This window comes from Shinella sp. GW835-FHT14H05 (assembly GCF_058793575.1).
Genome location: NZ_JBXAFY010000002.1, coordinates 41,928 through 57,141 on the forward strand (window position 1 = coordinate 41,928; position 15,214 = coordinate 57,141).

At 66.3% G+C, this 15,214-nt stretch carries 10 protein-coding genes; all 10 read left to right on the forward strand.

The features are described 5' to 3' along the window. Nucleotides 1–19: 19 nt before the first annotated feature. The 10 genes from AC1Q6Z_RS07650 (at nt 20) to AC1Q6Z_RS07695 (ending at nt 15,211) form a co-directional block, all read left to right on the forward strand. The gene (locus AC1Q6Z_RS07650) at nt 20–1,138 is read left to right on the forward strand and encodes an ABC transporter ATP-binding protein (RefSeq protein ID WP_492647299.1); all 1,119 of its coding nucleotides are present in this window, start codon (nt 20–22) and stop codon (nt 1,136–1,138) included. Between the two features lie 14 nt (nt 1,139–1,152). Beyond that, nucleotides 1,153–1,848 carry an RraA family protein gene (locus AC1Q6Z_RS07655; protein WP_492647300.1) on the forward strand — a complete coding sequence of 232 codons (696 nt, stop codon included), beginning with the start codon at nt 1,153–1,155 and terminating at the stop codon, nt 1,846–1,848. Next, nucleotides 1,841–2,563 (forward strand): HpcH/HpaI aldolase family protein, encoded by a 723-nt coding sequence (locus AC1Q6Z_RS07660; RefSeq protein ID WP_492647301.1) that lies wholly within the window; start codon nt 1,841–1,843, stop codon nt 2,561–2,563. The genes AC1Q6Z_RS07655 and AC1Q6Z_RS07660 overlap by 8 nt, the downstream gene beginning before the upstream one ends. Before the next feature lie 20 nt (nt 2,564–2,583). Continuing rightward, nucleotides 2,584–4,185: a 5-guanidino-2-oxopentanoate decarboxylase gene (locus AC1Q6Z_RS07665; RefSeq protein ID WP_492647302.1), complete on the forward strand. Its 1,602-nt coding sequence runs from the start codon at nt 2,584–2,586 to the stop codon at nt 4,183–4,185. A 170-nt stretch (nt 4,186–4,355) separates the two neighbouring features. Beyond that, entirely contained in the window at nt 4,356–5,183 is an 828-nt protein-coding gene (locus AC1Q6Z_RS07670) for a helix-turn-helix transcriptional regulator (protein WP_492647303.1), read from the forward strand. Nucleotides 5,184–5,283: 100 nt separating this feature from the next. Then, nucleotides 5,284–7,389, forward strand: a complete 2,106-nt coding sequence (locus AC1Q6Z_RS07675) for a TonB-dependent receptor (RefSeq protein WP_492647304.1) — start codon at nt 5,284–5,286, stop codon at nt 7,387–7,389. Then, nucleotides 7,389–8,645 carry an MFS transporter gene (locus AC1Q6Z_RS07680; RefSeq protein ID WP_492647305.1) on the forward strand — a complete coding sequence of 419 codons (1,257 nt, stop codon included), beginning with the start codon at nt 7,389–7,391 and terminating at the stop codon, nt 8,643–8,645. Before AC1Q6Z_RS07675 ends, AC1Q6Z_RS07680 begins: the two co-directional genes overlap by 1 nt. A 16-nt stretch (nt 8,646–8,661) precedes the next feature. Continuing rightward, nucleotides 8,662–9,297, forward strand: a complete 636-nt coding sequence (locus AC1Q6Z_RS07685; protein ID WP_492647306.1) for a class I SAM-dependent methyltransferase — start codon at nt 8,662–8,664, stop codon at nt 9,295–9,297. Then, a complete protein-coding gene (locus tag AC1Q6Z_RS07690; RefSeq protein ID WP_492647307.1) occupies nt 9,290–9,571 on the forward strand; it encodes a cupin domain-containing protein in 282 nt (93 codons plus the stop codon). The genes AC1Q6Z_RS07685 and AC1Q6Z_RS07690 overlap by 8 nt, the downstream gene beginning before the upstream one ends. A gap of 156 nt (nt 9,572–9,727) precedes the next feature. Further along, complete coding sequence (locus AC1Q6Z_RS07695) at nt 9,728–15,211, forward strand: glutamate synthase-related protein (protein ID WP_492647308.1); 5,484 nt, start codon at nt 9,728–9,730, stop codon at nt 15,209–15,211. The last annotated feature ends 3 nt before the right edge of the window (nt 15,212–15,214 follow it).

Below are 15,214 nucleotides of genomic sequence, written 5' to 3' on the forward strand. Positions count from 1 at the left end.
GAGCGAGTTCCAGAACGATATGCCGCCTGACACCACGACAGAGCCGGCCGGCGTCAGCCGTGCCGCCATCGAACTGATCGACATCCGCAAGGCCTTCGGCACCGGAGCCGAGACGGCCTATGCCGTCGATCGCCTGAACCTGACGATAAAAGCGGGCGAGTTCTTCACCTTCCTCGGCCCGTCAGGCTGCGGCAAGACGACGACATTGCGCATGATCGCCGGCTTCGAGGAACCGACCTCCGGCCGCCTTCTGCTCGATGGCCGCGACGTCACCGGCGTGCCGGCGCACCAGCGCAACGTTAACACCGTGTTCCAGAGCTATGCGCTCTTCCCGCATCTGAACGTCGGCGAGAATGTCGGCTTCGGCCTTTCGGTAAAGGGTGTCGCGAAGGACGAGATCCGCGATCGCGTAAAAGCCGCGCTCGACAGCGTGCACATGACCCATGCCATCGACCGCAAGCCCTCAGCCCTTTCCGGCGGCCAGCAGCAGCGCATCGCGCTCGCCCGTGCGCTGATCAACCGCCCCTCCGTGCTGCTCCTCGACGAACCCTTCGGCGCGCTCGACCTCAAACTGCGTCGCGAGATGCAGATGGAGGTGAAGGAGATGCAACGCCGCCTCGGCATCACCTTCATCTTCGTCACGCATGACCAGGAGGAGGCGCTGACCATGTCGGACCGTATCGCCGTGATGAACAACGGCGTCGTCCAGCAGGTGGGCGGCCCGGTCGAGATCTACGAGCGTCCGGCCAACCGTTTCACCGCCGGCTTCATCGGCGACATGAACCTGATCGAGGCGCGCATCGCCGCCCGCACCGGTGATCAGTTCACTCTGGACGCCGCCGGCAGCCGGATCGATTTCCCCTGCACCCTGCCCTTGCAGCCCGGCGATGTATGCACGCTCGCCATCCGCCCGGAGGCGCTGCATTTCGTCGAGGGCGAGGCCGGCGGGTCGGCCCGCTTTTCCGGCGCGCTCGGCGAGGCCGTCTATATCGGCACAGACACCGTCTACGCGCTCGTGCTCGCCGACGGCACCCGCCTGCATGCCCGCGTGCGCAACGGCGATCGGCCGATGCCGCAACCCGGCGCGCCGGCCACGCTCGCCTGCGTCCCCTCCGCCATCAGACTCCTCACGCAATAGGATCTTCTTTCATCATGTCGATCAAATCCTACAGGATCGCCGACCCTGCGCCGCAGCTCGACGCCGGCCTTCTCGCCCGCTTCGCCCGCGTCGAGGCCGCGACCGTCGGCCACTACCTGCACGACCGTTTCATGCGCAATGACCTGCGCCCGCTGATCGATGGCGTGCGGGTGGCCGGCACCGCGCAGACCGTGTCGATCCCCGGCCCGGATTCCACCCTGCTCTATCACGCGATGGACCGCGTGCGCCCCGGCGATATCCTCGTGATCGACCGGGCGGGCGACGAGCGCCACGCCGCCTGGGGCGGCTTCATGGCCGCGGTCGCCAAGGAGCGCAAGCTCGCCGCCGTCATCGTCGACGGCATGATCACCGACCCGGCCGCGATCCGCGAGGCCGGCGTGCCGACCTGGGCGCGCGGCGTTTCGCCGATCACGACGAAGCTGCTCAATCTCGGCGGGGGCTATAACATCCCCGTTTCCTGCGGCGGCGTCACCATCAATCCGGGTGATGCGATCCTTGCCGACGACTGCGGCATCCTCGTGCTGCCGCCCGACCAGGTGGCCGGTATCGCCGACATCGCGCTCGCCGACCAGGAAGACGAAGGAAGCTGGGTGGCGCGCATCAATGCCGGCGCCACATTGCAGGAACTGGTCGATATCGCCGGCATGATCGCCGACCGGCAGAAGAAGGATGGAGCCGCCCATGGCTGATACGCTCGACACTCTCGCCGTCTGGCTCTCGACCCCGCACCAGGCGATGATCGAGATCGCCCGCGACATCGGCTACCGGCATATCGTGCTCGACATCGAACACGGCCTGTTCGACCTCGAAGCGCTGGACCGCATCCTCGCCCTCGGCAAGGCGCTCGGCATGACCATGCACGCCAAGGTGCTGGGACCGGAGGCGATCCCGATCCAGCAGGCGCTCGACATGGGCGCCGACAGCGTCATCATCCCGCATATCGGCGATGTCGAGCATGCGCGCCGCGTGACCGCCTCGGCCAAATACCCGACGCTCGGCACGCGCAGCTTCTCCGGCACCCGCCCCGCCCGCTATGGCGGCGTGAAGCCGGAATACTACGACAACGAAAACGCCAAGACGCGCTGCTATCCGATGATTGAGTCGGCCGCTGCCCTCAAGGATGTCGAGGCGATCCTCGCGCTGCCGACCGTCGACGGCCTCTTCGTCGGCCCGAGCGACCTCTCGCTCGATTCCGGCCGTGGCGCCTATCGCAACACGGATGCGGACAAGGCAGACCTTAGAAAGATCGCGCAAGCTGCTGAAAAAGCGGGGAAACCCTGGATCATGCCCGCCTGGTCGCGCGCCGAGCGCGCCTTCGCCAAGGAGCTCGGCGCGAGCCTGATGGTGGTCGCCGACGAATACGGCTCCATCTGGACGGGCCTCGAAGACGCCGCAAAACCCTGAAAATCGAACGGAATTTCATCATGAACGAGACCATTTCCTGCGGCAGCCGCCTAATGCAGATCTTGAAGGCCTATGGCGTCGACACCGTCTTCGGCATGCCGGGCGTGCACACGCTCGAAGCCTATCGCGGCATGGGTGCCGCCGGCATCCGCCATATCGGCGTGCGCCATGAACAGGGCGCCGGCTTCATGGCCGACGGTTATGCCCGCATGTCGGGCAAGCCGGGCGTCTGTGTGCTGATTTCCGGCCCCGGCGTCACCAATGCGGCAACCCCGATCGGCCAGGCCTATTCCGACAGCGTGCCGATGCTGGTCATCACCTCAGTCGCCGCCAACAAGGATCTCGGCATGGGCCGCGGCATGCTGCACGAGATCACGGACCAGTCGGCCGTCACCCGCCCCCTCACCGCCTTCTCCGAGACCGCGACGAGCCCAGATCAGGTGCGCGAATACATCGCCCGCGCCTTCGCCCTCTTCGACAGCGGCCGCCCGCGCCCGGTGCATGTCTCCATCCCGCTCGACGTCTTCAAGGCACCGGACGACAAGCCGGCCACCCGTCGCACCACCGCGCGGCGCCGTGCACCTGATGCCGCACAGGTCGAGGCGGCGGCCGCCATCCTCAACGCCGCGAAACGACCGGTGATCCTCGCCGGCGGCGGTGCGGTCTCCGCAGCCGCCGAGGTCCGCGCCTTGGCGGAAAAGATCGGCGCGGCCGTGGTGCCGACCATCGCCGCCAAGGGCATCCTGCCGGACGACCACCCGCTCGCCCTGGAAGTGACGGTCGACCGCGGCGCCACCCAGGATTTCGTGTGCGATGCCGATGCGGTGCTGCTGATCGGCACCGAGCTTGCCGAACCGGACATCTGGCTCGACGGCCCGCTGCCGATGAACGGCAAGATCATCCGCATCGACATCGACCCCGCGACGCTGGTGCGCGACTACGACGTGGACGTCGCCATGGAAGCGGATTCGAAACTGGCCGTCGCGGTAATCGCGGAGAAAGTTTCCGCAGCCACCGGCTTCAAGGACAGCAATGCCATCGCCGAACTGCGCGCCACCGAGCGCGACGGGCTGACGCCGCTCGAACAGAAACATGTGCGCGTGCTCGACAGCCTGCGCAACGCCATCCCCGACAACGGCGTCGTCTATACCGACATGACGCAGCTCGCCTATACCGGCTACGCCTTCTATCGCAGCGCCCTGCCGCGCACCTGGCATTTCCCCGCCGGCTTCGGCACACTCGGTTATGCCCTGCCGGCGGCGATCGGCGGCAAGATCGCGAGCCCCGAGACACCGGTCGCCGTGATCGTCGGCGACGGCGGTTTCCAGTTCACGCTCCAGGAACTCGGCACGGCGGTGGAAAACAAGCTGCCGCTCGCCATCATCCTGTGGAACAATGACAGCCTCGCCCAGATCCGCGACGGCATGATCGCGCGCGACATCCCGACCATCGGCGTCAACCAGCACAATCCGGATTTCGTCAAGCTGGCGGAGGCCTATGGCTGCCGGACCGCCGAGCCGACAAGCTTCGAGGAGTTGGAAGCCGCCGTCAAAGCCGCCTTCGCCGCAGATGGCCCGACGGTCATCCACCTCAGAGAAAACGCCCCCTTCCTGAACGCCTGAACGGAAGCTCTGCATCAAGCCCACTTCGCGGTGGAGGTCGTCGAGCGACAGTGCGGAACCGCCGCTCGACATCGGTCCATAAGGGCACAGATATGACGATTTAACTTGACTAACAAACTCATATATTGTGATCGTCTCCCACGAAAAAACCCTCTCCCCCGGAGACTATCGTGGAGATCATCCGCGCCTGCGGCCTCAACATCTTTCTGGAAACCTCGCCCGTGCGCCGGGAGATGGTTTGGGAAAGCGTGACGCCGCCCGGCCACTGGATCGGCACGCTGCTGGAAGGCAGCCTTTCGGTGGAGCAGGAGGGTTTTGGCTCGCATCTCTGGCAGAGCGGCGGCGGCACGATCTTTTCCGCCAGCGACAATGTGCACACGCGCCATGTGGTGTTACGCGACGGCGGAGTCGCGGCGGTCTTCGTGCAGATCGAGGAGGAGATGGCCGAACCGCTGATGGGGGGCGATACGCTGTCGCTGATCGCCCGCAAGACGCCGGACCCGCGCCTGGCGCTGCCGGAGGCCGCGCGCATGATCGCCTGGCAGATGCTCGGCTGCCCGCTGCAAGGCCCGGCCCGACGCCTCTACATGACCGGCAAGGCCATGGAGATGGTGGCGCATATTCTCGACGACGCGACCGTGCCCAACCATGGCGGCGCGGCCAATTGGCCGGCGCGCGATATCGCCCGTCTGCACGAGGCACGCAGCATCCTGCTTGCCGAACTCGCCGCGCCGCCGAGCGTACCGGAGCTCGCCCGCCGGGTGGGCACGAATGCCAAGAAGCTCGGTGCGGGCTTCCAGGCGCTGTTCGGCAGCACGGTTTATGGTTTCGTCAAGACGAGCCGGCTCGATGCCGCGCGGCTGCTCCTCGAAGGCGGCGAGACCTCGATTGCCCATGTCGCGCGGCAGGTCGGCTACCAGCCGCAGCATTTCGCCACCGAATTCCGCCGCCGCTTCGGCATGGCGCCCACCACCATCACGGGCCGGGCGCGCACGTAGTCCGGTTCCCGAACACCTTTGGCGCAATCCCGAACGTGCGCCAGATTGTGCCCCCGGCAGGCCGCATGCGAAGACCCACGCAAAGCTGAGGGAATTCGTCATGAATCAAAAACGCCACGCCGCCTTGCGCACCGCCACCATCCTCGCCACCGCGGGCTTCGTTCTCTTCGATGCCGCCCGGCTTTCCGCGCAGGAGCAACCGGCCGAAGGTGCGACGGTGCTTGAACAGATCGTCGTAACCGCCCGCCGTCGCGAGGAAAAAATCCAGAATGCGCCCGTCGCGGTCACCGCCATTGCCGGCGAAGACCTTGGCAAGGGCCGGACGGATACGATGGAGGACGTGGCGTTCAAGACGCCGAACGTGCTGTTCAACGGCCAGGGCGGCCCGGTCAGCATTCGTGGCGTCACCTCGCTCGGCATTTCCGGGGGCGTCGATCGCCAGCCGGCCGTCGGCATGTTCCTCGACGACGTCTATATGGCCCGGCCGATGGGCTATCCCTTCATCCTGGAAGACCTGGAGCGCGTCGAGGTCGTGCGCGGCTCGCAGGCCACCCTCTACGGCAAGAACACCATCGGCGGCGCGGTGAACCTCATCTCGCGCGAGCCCGGCGACACGGCCGGCGGCGAATTCTCCGCGACGATCGGCACCGATCTCGACAGCCGCTTCAAGGCCGCCTTCGAAACGCCGATCGAGGGCACCGGCTGGGCCGTGCGCACCTCCGCCGCCTGGAGCGGCAATCGCGGCTATATCGAAAACCTCGTCAACGGCGATGACGTCAGCGATACCGACGTGTTCGGAGGTCGCGTCGTGGCGACCGGCGAAGTGGGCGACGGCACCCGCGTGAAAATCATCGGCGACTTTACCCGCGACCGCAGCGATGGCGGGCTCTGGTATGCGCCGCTGCCGCTCGCCTTCGACCACAAGGCGACGCATGATTTCGAGCCGGACAACAGCGTCGACAGCGGCGGCGTCTCGGTGCGCATCGACCATGATTTCGAGACCGTGCGCCTGACCTCGGTGACAGCCTTCCGCGGCCATGAGATGAGCAGCTATCTCGACGGCGATTTCACCGCAACACCCTATATCGGCCAGGCGCAGGAGGAGACACAGCGCCAGTTCAGCCAGGAACTGCGCCTCTCCTCGCTCGACGACGACGTGTTCCGCTGGAGCGGCGGACTGTTCTACATGCACGAGCGTTTCGAGGGCACGCAGTTTTTCGACCTCGTCTCCTTCCCGCGCAACGTCTGGAGCCGCGACGTCTTCGAGCAATCGGCCGACACGTTCTCCGTCTTCGGCGAGGCGAGCTATTTCGTGACGCCGCAATGGGAGCTTTCGGCCGGCGGGCGCTACACCTATGACCGCAAGTCGACGACGAGCGAAATTTCCTCGCCGAGCGGCAGCTTCATGTTCGGCACGCCGGGCCGGGCCGAGGGCGACGTCTCCTTCTCCAACTTCTCGCCGGAAGCCGCCATCACCTACCACGTCTCGGAAGGCAACATCGCCTATGCCAAGATCAGCCGTGGCTACAAGTCCGGCGGCATCAGCCCCTATATCGAGGAGGACGGCTCGGCGAACCGCTACGATCCGGAAACCACCATGTCCTACGAACTCGGCACCAAGGCGACCTCCGACGACGGCCGGTTCACGCTGGCAGCGTCGCTGTTCTACATCGACTGGAAGGACCAGCAGGCGGTCATCTACACGACGCCGTTCACGCGCGTCTATCGCAACGCCGCCGCCGCGACATCGAAGGGTTTCGAGATCGAGGCGACGGCGCAGTTGACCGAGGAGATCGGCCTGCGCGGCGGCTACGGCTATACCCATGCCCGCTACGACGAATTCGTCGATACTGTGATGGGCGCGGACTATAGCGGCAACGACCTGCCCTTCGCACCGCGCCACAGTTTCAGCGCCGGCGTGAATTTCGCCCGCGAACTTGAAGCCGGCGCTACGCTGAAGGCCGGCATCGACTACACGTTCCGCAGCTCCTACGCCTTCACCTCGGACAATAAGTACAGGCAGGACCCAACCCACCTGGTCGACGCCCATATCGGCATCGAGAAGGACGGCTGGAGCGCCAGCCTGTGGGCCAAGAACCTGACGGACGAGCGCTACCTGAAGAACTATTTCAGCTATAGCGGCACCGATATGGGCGTCGCCGCAGCCGGCCGCACCGTCGGCATCACGCTGGCGAAGGTGTGGTGATGAGCGTGAACCCCGACACCCTGCCGCTCGCCGCCGCCAACACTTCCAGCGAAGCCGGGCGCCTCCGCTTCTTCCTGCTGATCGGCGTGCTCTATTTCACCCAAGGGCTGCCCGTGGGGCTGTCCATGGAGGCCGTGCCGGTGCTGATGCGCCAGGCCGGGGTCTCGATGGATGTCATCGCGCTGGTGCCGCTGGCCGGCCTGCCCTGGATCATAAAATTCCTCTGGGCTCCGATGGTCGACAACCGCTGGCATGCCGGCCTCGGGCGGCGCAAGAGCTGGATCGTGCCAATGCAGGCGATCCTCGCCGCCTGCCTGCTGCTGCTCGGCTTCCTGCCGCTCGAAGGCAGCGGCCTGTGGATGGCGGTGACGGCGCTCGCCATTGGCACGATTGCCAGCGCCACGCAGGACACCGCGACGGACGGCCTTGCTGCGGAACAACTGGCCGGGCGCGGGCTCGCCTATGCCAATGCGTTGCAGGTCGGCGGCATGATGGCCGGTTTCATGGTCGGCGGTGGCGGCGTGCTGATGGTCGCCGATGCGCTGGGCCAGCAGGGCGTGTTCCTGCTGCTGGCGCTGTTCCCAGCCCTGACGGTCGCCATCGCGCTTGGCTGGCGCGAACCGCCAAGGCCGGTTCCGGCACGCGAAGACACCAGGGCGCGGCTTGCCGATACGTTCCGGCGGCCCGGCGTGGCCCTCCTCCTCGTGCTCGCCTTCATCTATGGCGGCGCGCATGCGGGCGGGCTCAGCGTCAGCAAGATCTTTCTCGTCGACCAGGGCTGGTCGAACCAGGATACCGGGCTCGTCTCGACGATCAGCGGCCTCGTCATGCTCGTCATCGGCTGCCCGCTCGGCAGCGCGCTGACCGCACGCTACCGCTGGGTCGCCATGGGCACGGGCATACTGCTCGCCGCCACCTCCTTTGCCGCCTGGGGACTGATCGCCGGTGGCATCCTGCCGTCCGGCTGGCTCTCGGTATCGCTGGCGATCGGGCTCCTGTCCGTGGCAAGCGGCTTCATCGCGGTCTCCGCGGCAACCATCATCATGGCTTTCGGCGGGGCTGGCAAACAGGCAGGCACGGACGTCACCGTGCTGCAAAGCGCCAACGTGCTCGGCGAGATGGCGATTGCCGGCGTCGTCGTCTGGGTGGCCGGGCGCACCGGCTATGCCGCCACCTTCGCCGGCGCCACCGTCGCGTTGGTCCTCGCCGCACTCTTCGTCTCGCGCGCTGCGCGCTCCCTCCCCGTCACCCGATAGATCGAGGATCCGATCCATGCTTTCGCTCTCGTCCACCATGGTCGACCGCATCGCGCGGCGGCCGGGCGGCCTTCTCGGCTACCTGCTTTACCGCTTCCCCTTCGGCCACAAGATCGGCTTCAACCTGGCCTTCGACCGCCTGCCGCCGGAAAAGAGCGATCTCGTGCTCGAAGTCGGTTGCGGCGGCGGGGTCTTCCTGCGCCGCCTGCTCGCTGGCGGCTGTCGCGCCATCGCAATCGACCACAGCCCGGACATGGTGGCCAATTCCGGCAGGCTGAACGCCCGGGCGCTCGCCGAGGGACGGTTGGTGCTGCATCAGGCGGATGCCGCAGCCCTGCCCATCGCGGATGGCGCGATCGACAAGGTCTACTGCCTCAACGCCTTCTTCTTTTTCCCGCAGCCGGCCGAAAGCCTGCGCGAAATGGCCCGCGTCTTAAAACCCGGCGGCCGGCTGGCACTGATCACCTCGCCCCCCGCGTTTCGCCCGCAGATCGCGCGGTTCTCCCCCAGCATGGCGGAGAACATGCGCTTCGACGCGCCGGAGACGCTCGCCGAATGGGCAAAGGACGCCGGTCTGAAGCCGGTCGAGACGCGCGAAGTCGCCACCGCGGGTTTCCTGTTCATTGCCAGCAAGGAGGCAGCGCATGAGTGATCCGCACATCATCGAAGGCCCCGGCTTTCGCGGCCGCATCACCGGCAGGCTCGGCGACATGCTGGTCATCGATGCCGAGGTGGAGGCCGATATCCCGGCGCATGCCGCCGACACCGAAGAATTCGCCATTGTTGTCTCCGGCCGATTCGAGGTGACGATGAACGGCGCGACGCTGCCCTGCGGCCCTGGCGATCACCTCGTCGTCGAGGCCGGCGTGGAACACGCGATCCGCGTCATCGAGCCCGGGCGCCTCGTGCTGATCGGCAGGATGTAGCGAGCGTCCGGCGGAAACTTGCCGGCAATGCGGCCTCCGCGTCAAGAAATTACGCGCGATGACATCCTCGCGAATTTTTCTAACAAAAACTTGACTCCCTTACTCTTATTAAGATAGGTCAGCATCACTGACACATTCGATATAGGAGGATGCGACTTGGAGCACCGTGGCGACACCACCGGCCTTTACGATCCCTCGCAAGAGAAGAGCAGTTGCGGCGTTGGCTTCATCACGCGAAAAGACGGCATCCAGACGCATGACGTGCTCAAGAGAGGCCATGAGGCGCTCTGCGCCGTGCCGCATCGCGGCGGCATGTCGGCGGAAGGCGTGGGCGATGGCGCCGGCGTTTCGGTCGATCTGTCGCTCGGCTTCTTCCGCAAGCTGACCGCACGCCCGGACCTCCAGCCGCGCCGCTTCGGCGTCGGCAACTTCTTCCTGCCGAGCGACCCCGCCTGCCGCGCGGAAGCGGAACAGATCATCGGCGATGCGCTCGCCGAGCAGGGTTTCGCCCTGCTTTTGGAGCGTGCCGTTCCGGTCGACGAAAGCGCCATCCGGCCGGCCGCCGTGCGCTACCAATCGCCGATCCGCCAATGGGTCTTTGCCTGCCATGACGCCGCGGCAAGCGAGGCTGAATTCGATTTCCGCATCCACAAGGCGCTGCTGGCGATCGAGGCTCGTGCCTATATCGAGCCGCACCTTGCCGGGCTCTATCCGCTCTCGATGAGTGCAAGGACGCAGGTGCTGAAGGGCCGGCTGAACTCCAACGAGGTCATGCCCTATTTCCGCGACCTGGTGGACCCCGACCACACCGTCAACACCATGTATTTCCACACGCGGTTTTCCACCAACACCGACCCGCATCCCTCCATGGCCCAGCCCTTCCGGCTGATGGCGCACAACGGCGAACTCAACACCGACCGCAAGAACCGCCTCTCCGAGGCCGCGATCGCGCTTGCGAAAAACGCCTCGATCATCCGGCCGAAGGGCCAGTCGGACAGCTGCCGCCTCGACCAGACGCTGCTGACCCGCGTCTTGGAGGACGGCCTCGATCTCGTCACCGCCGTCGTCTCGATGATGCCGCCGGCCTGGGAGAACGACGATACGCTGTCGCCCGAGGTCGTGGCGATGCTCGAATACTTCTCGCTCTACGAGGAGAAGAACGACGGCCCCGCCGCCCTCATCTTCGGCGATGGCGACATTATCGGCGCACGGCTCGACCGGCTGGGCCTGCGCCCGCTGCGCACGGTTGAGACGGCGGATTATCTCTGCGTCATGTCGGAAGCGGGCCAGATCGCCTTTCCGCCTGAAACCGTGCTGCGCCGCGGCCGTATCGAGGCCGGCGGCATGCTCTGCTACGATCACACCGCCAAGCGTGCCTTCGGCACCAACGAGGCGCTGGAGATGCTGGCCGCCCGCCGCCCCTATCGCGACTTGTTGCGCGACGCACGCGTGAACCTCGCCGACCTGCCGGAAATCCCGGCCGACGCGCAGGGCTCGCCGCTGCGCTACAATGGCGATCTCGAACGCCAGCAGCGCTACGTCGCCTATTCGTTCAACCAGGAAAGCTTCAAGTTCCTGATGGACCCGATGCTCCAGACCGGGGCGGAGAAGATCTCCGCCATGGGCTATGGCAACGCCATCAACGCGCTTTCCGACCAGGAGGGCGGCGTCGCGAAATACTTCTCGCAGCGCTTTGCGCAGGTGACGAACCCGCCGCTCGATTCGATCCGCGAGGCGGACGGCATGACGCTGCGCGTGGCGCTCGGCGCCAAGCCGAATATCGGCGCGAAGGCGGCCCGCCAGATCGTCGTGCCCTCGCCGATCCTCACCCATCTCGACATGCTGCGCATCCGCGAGCAGGCGGAAACGCCGGTGCGGCGCTTCGAAATGCTGTTCACGCCCGATCTCGACGACGCGACGGCAAACGAGCAGGCGCTCGAACAGGCGATCGCCACCCTCTGCGATGCGATTGCCGGCTTCGCCCGCGAGGAAGGCGGCATCGCCGTCGTCACCGACCGGCATGTGGCGAAGGGCCGTGCCGCCTTGCCGATGATCCTCGTCGTCTCCGCCGTCAACCAGAAGCTTATCGAGGAGGGCCTGCGGCTGCGGCTCTCGCTGGTCGTCGAAAGCGGGCAGATCTGCTCCTCGCACCATGTCGCGGCCGTGCTCGGCTTCGGCGCCTCGGCGGTCTATCCGCTCGGCGTGCAGTTCCGCGCGGAGGAAAAATTCGGCGCGGAGGCCGACAAGGCCTTCAAGCGCTTCGCCAAGGCGGCCGAAAAGGCGCTGATGAAGACCATGGGCAAGGTCGGCCTCTGCACCGCCGAAAGCTATATCGGCGGCGAGTTCTTCGAGCCCAACTTCCTCGACACCAACGATCCGGTGCTGAAGCGCTACTTCCCCAACGTGAAGACGCCGGTCGGCGGCGTGAATTTCAAGGTCATCGCAGCCGCCGTCGCCGGCTGGCATGCCAAGGCGCTGACCGTGAAAAGCGAGGACGACATCCCGCTGCTCGGCCTCTTCAAGGAGCGCGCCGAGGGCGCCGGCCATTCCTTCGGCACGGCCGCCGTGCGCGGCTTCGTCGACATGACGGAGGAGAAGATCGCCTTTGACGGGGCGGGTGAGGACGATCCCTTCCTGCGCCTCCTGACGCTCAACCGGCTGGACGACGCCTTCGGCCTCGACGATGCCGCCTATAGCAACAACGGCTTCGAGAAGCTGACATCCGAGGCGATCGACCGTTTCACCATCACGCCCGGCTACCGCACCTTCATCCGCCAGATGACGGAGGAACGCACCCGGCGGCCCGCGGCGTTGCGCGACGTGCTCGCGTTGCCGGCGGACGTCACATATCTCGCGTCGGCTGAGGACTTCCGCAAGGAGATGGGTCGCTTCTCGCGCAAGGGCAACAACAGCTTCATGGTGCGCGGCCTCGCCTGCGAAACCCTTGCCGACGACACCTTCCGCCTCACCCTCGTCGGCGGTGAATTGGCGCGGCTTGCCGCGCTCGGCCAGTCCCTCGTCATGCGCTTCGGCCCAGAAATCCTCGGCCATTGGTTGGAGGGCGGCGCGCTGATGGTGCAGGCGGCCGGCGAGGCGCTGGACTATCTCGCGCTCATCCGCACCGCGCCGCAGAGCATTCCGCTCGATGCCGTGCAGAAGGCGAGCGAGATCACGCCGCTGCTCGCCTCCGGCGCCATGAGCCATGGCGCGCTGGTCGCCAATGCCCACGAGGCGGTCGCGCACGGCACCAACATGGTCGGCGGCATGTCGAATTCCGGCGAGGGCGGCGAGCATCTTTCACGCTACGGCACGATCCGCGCCTCGCGCATCAAGCAGTTCGCCTCGGGCCGCTTCGGTATCTGGGCCGGCTATCTCGCTGATCCGATGCTGGAGGAGCTGGAAATCAAGATCGGCCAGGGCGCCAAGCCCGGCGAAGGCGGCCAGCTTCCCGCCCAGAAGGTGACGGTCGAGATCGCCGCTGCGCGCGGCGGCACGCCCGGCGTGGAGCTGGTCTCCCCGCCCCCGCACCACGACACCTATTCCATCGAGGATCTCGCCCAGCTTATCCATGACTGCAAGGCAGCGCGCGTGCGCGTCATCGTCAAGCTGGTCTCCTCGGAGGGTATCGGCACCATCGCCGTCGGCGTCGCCAAGGCGGGCGCCGATGTCATCAACGTTGCCGGCAACACCGGCGGCACGGGGGCGGCCGCCGTCACCAGCCTGAAATATACCGGTCGTGCCGCCGAGATCGGCATTGCCGAAGTGCATCAGGCACTCTGCGCCAACGGTATCCGCCAGAAGGTGCAACTGCGCTGCTCCGGCGCGCACCAGACGGCGAGCGACGTCGTCAAGTCGGCGCTGCTCGGCGGCGACAGCTTCGAATTCGGCACCACGGCGCTGATGATGCTGAAATGCGTGATGGCGAAGAACTGCAACATCAAGTGCCCCGCCGGCCTCACCACCAATCCGGAAGTCTTCGACGGCGACCCGCGGGCGCTCGCGCAATACCTCCTCAACATCGCCCACGAGACGCGGGAAATCCTGGCGGCGCTCGGCCTGCCGTCTCTGCGCGAAGCCCGCGGCCGCAGCGACCTGCTGCACCTGCTCGACCATCCTTCGAGCGTCGGCCAGCTCGACCTTCGCGCGATGCTTGCGGTCGTGGACGAGGTGAAGATCGCCGATCCAGTCTATATGGAGAAGGATTTTGCGGTCGACGACGGTTTCATCGATCTCGTCCGCTCCGCCCTCCTCGACGGCAGGCGCCAGACGGTGGAGCTCGGCGGCAACCGCTACCTCAACAATTGCAACAAGACCGTCGGCGGCCAGCTCGCCGTCGATATCGAGCGCCTGCTGAACCACGAGCTCACCGAAGCGCAAGCACGCGCCTTGCCCGCCGTGCGGCAGGACGACCGCGGCCGCCGTTTCCTCGATGCCGACAGCGTGCGCATCTCCACCTCGGGTTCGGCCGGCCAGTCCTTCGGCGCCTTCTGCAACGATGGCATGGCGCTGACCCATACCGGCACCTGCAATGACGGCGTCGGGAAAAGTGCGTGCGGCGGCGTCATCACCGTGCGCTCGCCGGGCGGCGGTTCACAGGAAGCCGGCGGCAATGTGCTGGTTGGCAATTTCGCGCTGTTCGGTGCGACCGGCGGGCGCCTCTTCGTGGAAGGCCAGGCCGGCGACCGCTTCGCCGTGCGCAATTCCGGCTCGACCGCCGTGGTCGAAGGCGTCGGCGATTTCTGCTGCGAATATATGACGAACGGCGCGGTGCTGAACCTCGGCACCTTCGGCAAGGGTTTCGGCAACGGCATGAGCGGTGGCTTCGTCTACCAGTACGACCCCTATGGCGACCTGCCCAAGAAGATGAGCCACGACTCCATCTTGCTGGGAACGATCGGCGACGAGACGGATGCCATGGCGGCGGTCCATGCCGACGCCATCCGCCTGATGCTCGAATGGCATGTGACGGCGACGGGCTCCGAGAAGGCTCGGTGGCTGATCAAGAACTGGGAGAGCGAGAGGCACAATTTCGTCTACGGCCTGCCGCGCGCGCTGCTGCTCTACCAGGACAGCGACGCCATCCTGAAGGCGAAGAGCCGCAAGGATCTCGTCGAGGAACTGTCCACCGCGCTCGCCGCCCATCAGGTCCGAAAATTCAAGCTCGCCTATCGCGACCGCAAGGCCGTCCTCAACGGCACCGTGCCGGGCTACGGCGAGACCGACACGGAGGGCATGTTCGTGCTTCTCAACAACTACACGGTGCTCAGCATGGCGCAGTCGCTGGCACTGTCGCGGGTTCCCGCCGCGCGCGGCCCGTCCGATCCGGCCGTCGAGAAAGCGGTGCGCAACCTGCTGCTGACGGAGGATTTTTCGCTCATGCAGCGGCTTGCGCGCTACGCCCGCGAGGCCATCGCCGACTATGACGACGAAGCGCTTGCCGTGATGGTCGCCTCGAAGCGCCTCGACGACTATCGCCAGGCACTCAAGGGCCGCAACACGCGCTCCATCGACAGCCCCGGCACGTATGGCTGGATCCTCCACCAGACCGCCCGCAACGTCGAACGCATCGGCCGCATCCCGAGCTTCGAGGAATTGTTCGCTCGGCAGGCGATTTCCGGGTTCGCCCCGGCCAGACAGTGAGGC